The sequence below is a fragment of the Paramaledivibacter caminithermalis DSM 15212 genome (genome assembly GCF_900142245.1).
In the GTDB taxonomy this organism is placed as follows: Bacteria; Bacillota; Clostridia; order Peptostreptococcales; family Caminicellaceae; genus Paramaledivibacter; species Paramaledivibacter caminithermalis.
Window position 1 is genome coordinate 1 of record NZ_FRAG01000124.1, and the last position, 2,437, is coordinate 2,437.

General features: G+C 28.7%; 2 protein-coding genes. Both read right to left on the minus strand.

Annotated elements, in window-relative coordinates; genetic code table 11:
- Positions 1 to 383: 383 nt before the first annotated feature.
- Positions 384 to 833, minus strand: coding sequence for a hypothetical protein (locus BUB36_RS18730; protein WP_073153813.1), 450 nt, complete (start codon positions 831 to 833; stop codon positions 384 to 386).
- Positions 834 to 849: 16 nt separating this feature from the next.
- The gene (locus tag BUB36_RS18735) at positions 850 to 1,755 is read right to left on the minus strand and encodes a hypothetical protein (RefSeq protein ID WP_073153816.1); all 906 of its coding nucleotides are present in this window, start codon (positions 1,753 to 1,755) and stop codon (positions 850 to 852) included.
- Positions 1,756 to 2,437: the final 682 nt, after the last annotated feature.

Genomic DNA, 2,437 nt, shown 5'->3' on the forward strand with positions numbered 1-2,437 from the left:
CTTATTTATATTATACATACTTTTCTTTGTGTCCAGCAAATCGGGTATAACTCACATGTCAAACGAAACGTCCCCTTGTCACGTACGAAAAACAAATAATGGCTCACTTTCTTCGATAATACAATTGATGGACACTAATGTTATTTTTTTTACAAAATACCTTAATAGTTCCTTTATAAAAATAAAGTTTATCTAAAATATTATCTCAGTCTACAAATGGTGCTTCACTGACCATAAACAGATACCTCCTTAAGTTTTACTATCTGTTATTTTAGCAGAGCTTTTTGATGTATTCTAGGCAGGATTCCTCGACGCTTACATTGAGAAAGCCATGGTTCTTAAGATATAAAACCATGGCTGATTTATTAGATTCTAAGAAAGATTTATTTTTTAATGTAAGCATTAATATTTTCTTCATGAGTTGAACCTATGTTTTTTTTAGTTGTAATCACGGAGATATACATGCTCTTAACACTATCATTTAATATATTTCCTGTAACTCTAGCATACCCATAAAAATTATTTGAGTTGTTATTGTCAACAAAATATATTTTATACGCATCCACTTTTAAATCTCTAGGACTATCTTCTTTTTTATATTCTGTAAGTATATACTCTTGATCCCCAATCTTCAATTTTCCATTGATATAATATATATTTAAAGGTAATCTAGTTACTTTTCCATTTAATCTAATATTTTCAACGCTAATAGTTGATTTACTTTTATCGACTAAAAATTCAAGATCAAATTCTTTTATATTAAAAATACTATATCCTATGCTAATAAATATAAGTATAACTATGATTTTAACAAATAGCCCTCTATTTAACATGCTAACTCCTACTTATTTAAGGTAATTTTGAAGTATTATCTATTACTGTACCTGTGTAATATCTATAAATCTGTGGGTTTCTTAACCCAGCATTATATCTGTTTTCAGCTTCATTTAGGTTTCTAGTAAGCTCACCATAGTACATAGAGTATTCATAATATACAGCTTGATACCATTTATATTCCGTATCAGAAGCTCCAGTATATTTATTTGTTACATTTTGCTCGTATTTTACATTAGTTCTTCTTGATTCAGTAATAACCATTGGTATATATCCAACTATATCATATACTTCATGCCATACATTAGTATAATAGTATGCATTTAATACTTCTGCTCTAACCCATCCATACTCTTCTTGGTTATATGGGAATAAAGTTGCAAGACTTGATACAAAACCACCAACAGGATGTGCATAGCTTGCTAATACAAAAATTGACCCTGTTATAAATTGATCAAAATCATCTGCTAAACTATCAATTACTTGAGTAGAAGATTCTGTAACTTCTCTAATTCTTGTATCTCCTTGACTTGCAGCTAGAGATACAGGAAACTTATTAATTGTAACTTTTTCATCTACTTTTACATATTTTTTTCCATTAAGCTCAACCAAGTCTTCTGAACTTGCCATGGAAATCATTTTAAAATCAGCTTTTTTATAGTAAGTATCTTTAACCTCAAATTTTATTCCTTCATTAAGTAACATTTGTATATATTCATCAGAATCTAGATTGCTATTACTCTTCCAACCAATGTTTCTTTCACTTTGAATATCTAATTTATTATTTTCACCTTTTAAATTAAGATATTTGTCAAATCCACTATTACTTGCTGTTTCATTTGCAAATATTGGTGTGCATGCTAATGAAAATACCATCATAGTCATGATAATCATGCTAATAAAATTCTTAATTCTCTTCATCAGAATACCTCCACAAATAAATTTTTAGTGTGAATTGGTAAAAGCATTTCTTTACTCCATAAATTATCTAGATCAAATTGTTTTCAACCATAGACACAAAGTAACCATTTTTATATCCTCCTTTGTTTGATGGTATTGTCAAAAACATACGCAAACTTAGTATTTGCAAGGGTTTAGGGTTCAACCCCCTATACTTTGCCTTTCTGCCTGGTAATTACTTAAATATTTGTGTTAAAATCTTTGCCAAGGTCAGGCTGAAAGCCTGTTCACTTTAACCTTTACAAAGATTTTATAAGCAAATTATAATTCTCTATTACAGGCAGAAATAATAAGTTTTCAGAATATTTTTTATAATTCTTTTAACAGTACCTTTTTGAATAATTTCCAATTCTATCTTTTGAAAATACTTTTTTATGATAATTCTACCAACTAGATAAACAAGCTTGTCTACGAATATAATTCTACCCTCCCATTCCAAATTTGTCAATAATTTCATTGTAAATATTTTCCGACATAAATTAACAGAATATTATTGTTTCAAACAAAAACAGTCAAAGTGACTCTACATCACCTTAGCTGTCATATTCACATGACAAGGGGACGTCAGACCGTGTAAAAAATCCAACAATTGGTTAACATAACATTGAATAGATATGCTACAATTTATCTATGATACTAGAAA